The 4,743-nt window shown below is 48.2% G+C and carries 5 protein-coding genes and 1 tRNA gene; 4 read left to right on the plus strand and 2 right to left on the minus strand.

Translation table 11 applies throughout. The features are described 5' to 3' along the window. The first annotated feature begins 350 nt into the window (after nt 1–350). Nucleotides 351–851 carry a hypothetical protein gene (locus tag QT974_RS25770; RefSeq protein ID WP_333471256.1) on the plus strand — a complete coding sequence of 167 codons (501 nt, stop codon included), beginning with the start codon at nt 351–353 and terminating at the stop codon, nt 849–851. Between the two features lie 108 nt (nt 852–959). Then, nucleotides 960–1,277 (plus strand): translation initiation factor, encoded by a 318-nt coding sequence (locus tag QT974_RS25775; RefSeq protein ID WP_333471257.1) that lies wholly within the window; start codon nt 960–962, stop codon nt 1,275–1,277. Nucleotides 1,278–1,507: 230 nt separating this feature from the next. On the opposite strand, the gene QT974_RS25780 is transcribed toward QT974_RS25775, so the two are convergent. Then, nucleotides 1,508–1,594 (minus strand) — tRNA-Ser (locus QT974_RS25780). A 34-nt stretch (nt 1,595–1,628) separates the two neighbouring features. After that, complete coding sequence (locus tag QT974_RS25785; protein ID WP_333471258.1) at nt 1,629–2,546, minus strand: TIGR04168 family protein; 918 nt, start codon at nt 2,544–2,546, stop codon at nt 1,629–1,631. A gap of 195 nt (nt 2,547–2,741) precedes the next feature. Here QT974_RS25785 and nadA point away from each other — a divergent pair, with 195 nt between their 5' ends. Both nadA and QT974_RS25795 read left to right on the plus strand, forming a co-directional pair. Then, complete coding sequence (gene nadA / locus QT974_RS25790) at nt 2,742–3,710, plus strand: quinolinate synthase NadA (RefSeq protein WP_333471259.1); 969 nt, start codon at nt 2,742–2,744, stop codon at nt 3,708–3,710. A 423-nt stretch (nt 3,711–4,133) separates the two neighbouring features. Beyond that, nucleotides 4,134–4,743, plus strand: a 610-nt coding sequence (locus QT974_RS25795) for a TIGR04282 family arsenosugar biosynthesis glycosyltransferase (RefSeq protein ID WP_333471260.1), incomplete at its 3' end; no start/stop codon positions are given.

The following is a 4,743-nucleotide window of genomic DNA, read 5'->3' on the forward strand; positions in this document are numbered from 1 at the left end:
ATTGAAGGGCAACCCGATATAGCAAGTGGACTTCTGTGAACCATGAATTAGAATCACCGTGGCTTCAGCCCGGTGAGTATGTCAACTCAGGTGACGTATGCGCATATACCTGCGGGCTGAAAAAAAAGAAACCTTATTTATATCCCTAGCATGAGCCAATCTTAGAAAAATTTGAGGATGATGAAAGAGAAATGCAACGCCGTACCTGCGCTGTTGTAAGTTCTCAGCAACTACTTTTGTCGCAATTGCTTTGAGCAATTAATGTACTTACAAAACGGTTAGCAGCAGCTCAGGTTCCTCAACTTCCCCAGAACAAACTCTACCTGTAGTCCCGACAATTCGGAGCGGCAATGAACACAATCAAACCCGAAACCAGAAGACCGCGCTTCATGGCTCTGCTGCTGACAACGCTGCTGACCTTTCCGTTTTTGAGTGCTTGCGGTTCTAGCAAGGAAAGTTCGGCTCCCCCGCCTCCAGTTGACGACACTCGCGCTGGATCAGTGCAAACTAATCGCACCACTCCTACGCCAGAAGCAAAAAAAGGATTGAGCAATACTCAAAAAGTAGCGATTACTTTAGCAGGAGCCGCCGCCCTTTACTACATCTACAATCAGCACAAAAATAAACAAGAACAGGGGCCGCAGGGAAAACATTACCTTTCCAAAAACGGTCGCGTTTACTACCGCGATGCCCAGAATCGCGCTCACTGGGTAACGCCGCCGCCAGAAGGAATTAAAGTGCCGGAGTCCGAAGCGGCCGCTTACCGCGGCTTCCAGGGGTACAACAACCAAACTACCGGTCGAGACTTGACAGGCTTACCGGAAGCGACAAGTCCTGTTCCCGCACAGTAGCCTCACCATTAGAGATTTTAGATTGTAGGTTCCGTGATTTTCCCTTAACTCTGGTATTCCCAATCTAAAACAACAGTTTTTCAACACATAAAATAGAGGAACTTTATCATGGTAGATGGATTTTTTCGGAAGTTAAAAGATGCGATCGTCGGGCCAGACAGCGAGCAAGTCGATCCTGACGCCAATTATGAAGATCCCTCAACTCCCGGACGGTTCGGCAACGCCCGCCCGGCCAGCGAAGACCCCTACGGCGACCCCGCCGACAACCCCAGTACCGACTACGGACAATTTGGCAACCTCACCCCCGCCAGCGAAGACCCCTACGGCGACCCCGCCGACTCCTATGCGGATGCTGGAATGTTCGGCAACCTCACCCCCGCCAGCGAAGACCCCTACGGCGACCCGGCGGATGAGGAAACCGCTTGAGTTTAGTCGGTTGGTCAGACAAATTACCTGGTAAGCAAAATCACCCCTGCGGGGGTGTTTTTTTTGCTAGTTACCAAAAACGGAGAGGGTGGGATGTGAATTACACTCTCATGCTTACTTAATTAACGAATTTGCCTCGTTGTTCCCAAGGGAGCGAAAGTTGAGCGGAAAACCTGACTTTCGGTAGCGTGATTAACCTGAAGCCCTTGCTACACAAGCAAGAATTAAAACGGAGAGGGTGGGATTTGAACCCACGGTGACATCACTGCCACACTCGATTTCAAGTCGAGCGCATTCGACCACTCTGCCACCTCTCCGGGCGGACAAATCTTATCATACCAGCAATTGCCGCTAACTACAAGCCGTTGCAGATTCTGTCTGCCGATAAAGAATTTGTTCTCTTTCCACCGCGAAATCTTCCCCTACCCATACCAGAGACACTGCCGACACAGTTCCATTTTCCAGCAGGACGATCGAGAAATTCCGCAGTTTCGAGCACTCTTTCTCCACAATTCGCGGTACGCTGGCCGCATTCAAATACACCGTACCCCCCCCACTCACCTCTAGCGACTTCCGTAAGTCCAGCTTCGTGTGCCGCAGTTTGTGGTGCATATGACCAAAAGTTACCAGAGGTATCCGCTTACCAGAACTCCGAGTTCGATCGATCGCCTCAGCAAAATCCGGGTCGCCCCAATCCCCTCCCAATGGCTTCCAATCACGCCCGCAGGGGTCGCCGGGAGCCTCTCCCAGCCCTTTCGGGCCCGTGTGACCCAAAAAAATCAGATTTTCGCAGTCCGCATCCGCCGCAGCTTCTGCAATCCGCCTCGCGGACTCCTCAAAACTCTCTACCCCAAACCACTCCGAGTAAAAATCGTTGTACTTCCATTCCGATCCTCCCCAACTAAACGGGCGGCTTCCCACCACAGTTACACCCAATTCGGGAAAATCTTTCTTTCCATAACCGACGTGGGCTTCTCCCATTAAATCTATCTGCTGTTTGACTCGATTTTCTTGTTGGCGATCGTAAGGGCACTGACTGCGGCCCCACTCCGTCGCCGTGTACCAAGCGTCATGGTTTCCAAACACTACGGCTTTCGGAATTTCCAAAGATGCGATCGCCCGCACCACCTCCACCGACTCATTCCCAAAATCCCCCACAAATAGCACCAAATCAACGCCCAGATGCTTCAGGGCCTCGCCGTCTTCCGGTTCCCACTGATCGTGAACGTCCCCCACCACCGCAATTTTGATTGATTTAGCTTTGTTCATTTGATTTGTTCTGCGCGATCGATCCCTAGCCCCTTCTTATCAGCATAAGAAACAGCGACCCATTTTTGCACTCTCCCCCAGCCAATTTTAGATTTTAGATTGGCTCCACTGAACTGCCAGCCATTTTTGGTGAATTCAACTATAATTCAAAATACACTTTAGCTGTCTTCGTCACCTTCTCGGAATATTCTAACTGTGTTTACCACCGCACCTGTTCAAAACTTGACCCAAACCCGACTGCCCCACGACTTGTTTGCAGCAATTAACGCCCTCAAACAAGAGTTGAACGCCGTCATTCTCGCCCACTACTACCAAGACTCCGAAATTCAAGATATCGCAGACTTCATTGGCGACTCCCTCGAACTTGCCCGCAAAGCCGCCAACACCAACGCTTCGGTCATAGTTTTTGCCGGAGTTCATTTCATGGCAGAAACCGCAAAAATCCTCAATCCCGACAAATTAGTATTATTGCCAGACTTAAATGCTGGATGTTCCCTCGCCGAAAGTTGCCCGCCCGAAGCCTTTGCAGCTTTCAAAGCCGATCGCCCAGACCATCTAGTTATTTCCTACATTAACTGTACCGCCCAAATTAAGGCAATGAGCGACATAATTTGCACCAGCTCCAACGCCGTCAAAATTGTCAACCAAATTCCCGAAAATCAGCCGATAATTTTTGGGCCCGATCGCAATCTCGGCCGCTACGTCATGGAACAAAGCGGCAGACACATGGAAATCTGGCAAGGAGCTTGCATCGTCCACGAAAACTTCTCAGAAAAAAAGATAGTTCAACTCAAAATCGAAAATCCCGAAGCCGAAATTATCGCCCATCCAGAATGCGAACCTCCCGTACTTCGCCACGCCAATTATATCGGATCGACCACCGCTTTGCTCAAATATTCTCAATCCAGTGACCGCCAAGCTTTTATTGTCGCGACTGAACCGGGAATCATTCACCAAATGCAAAAGCAAACACCGCACAAACACTTCATCCCCGCTCCTGCCAACAATAATACTTGTGCTTGCAACGAATGCCCACACATGAGATTAAATACCTTAGAAAAATTATATCTAGCTCTCAAAAATCAAACCCCAGAAATCACCATATCCCCAGACCTTCAACTAGCAGCTTTGCGACCAATCCAGCGAATGTTAGAAATGAGCTAACAACCAATAAATAATTGTCAGCTTGTTTGTAGTGAAGACTTGAACCCACATCCATTAGTTTTGTAGTCAGGACTTGAGTCTGCATCCATTATGCTAGATACTGAGTTTAAACAATGGTAACAATGTTCGCAGTCAGGACTTGAGTCTGCATCCATTATGCTAGATACTGAGTTCTCACTACAAACCTGTTTAATTTGTACCCAAGGGAGTTGACGGGGTACGCCGTGACTTACAGACTCCATTTTCTACCATCAGCTCTCCCATCTATAAATTATCATCGTTAATATGTATTCACCTGCTGTTTTTTATTATATCAAAGACTGAGCCAATTTAAGTAAGCGTGGGCAAGCCGATTTGGAGTTGGCAGACAAACTCCAAATCCTTGACTCATAAATCATTCCCAAATCTTAAATCTCAAATCCTATGATTTCCGAAAAACTAATTGTTTTCACCCGCTATCCCGAACCCGGGAAAGCTAAAACTCGACTAATTCCCGTGCTGGGAAAAACAGGCGCAGCCAACCTGCACCGCTTGATGGCCCAAAAGGCGATCGCCCGCACCCTCTCTCTCCAACAATCCGGCCGATTATTAGTTGAAATTCACTGGGTAGGCGGCAGCCAGGAACTGATGCAAGACTGGTTGGGAACAGATATTATTTATCAAAATCAAATAGAGGGTGATTTGGGTGCAAAAATGATAGCAGCCTTTCAAAACTCTTTTAATTCAGGGGTTGACAAAACCGTAATTATCGGCACTGACTGTCCCAATCTGACAACTGACATTATGGCACAAGCTTTTGACAAACTCAGCCAGCACGATTTAGTTTTGGGGCCGGCAAAAGACGGCGGTTATTATCTCATCGGTCTGCGCAGATCCATACCGGAATTGTTCGGTGGCATTAACTGGGGAACCAGTGAAGTATTTGCTCATACGCGGGAAATTGCCCAAAATCTCGATCTCAATATTGCTTATCTTCCTACTCTTACAGATATCGACTTACCGGAGGATTTGCTCGGTTTAGATATTAACATTT

The organism is Microcoleus sp. BM001215392, from assembly GCF_036700185.1.
GTDB lineage: Bacteria > Cyanobacteriota > Cyanobacteriia > Cyanobacteriales > Microcoleaceae > Microcoleus.

Coding starts and splice junctions, on each gene's coding strand:
- QT974_RS25770 (WP_333471256.1), top strand. CDS start 351: ATGAACACAATCAAACCCGAAACCAGAAGACCGCGCTTCATGGCTCTG.
- QT974_RS25775 (WP_333471257.1), top strand. CDS start 960: ATGGTAGATGGATTTTTTCGGAAGTTAAAAGATGCGATCGTCGGGCCA.
- QT974_RS25785 (WP_333471258.1), bottom strand. CDS start 2,546: ATGAACAAAGCTAAATCAATCAAAATTGCGGTGGTGGGGGACGTTCAC.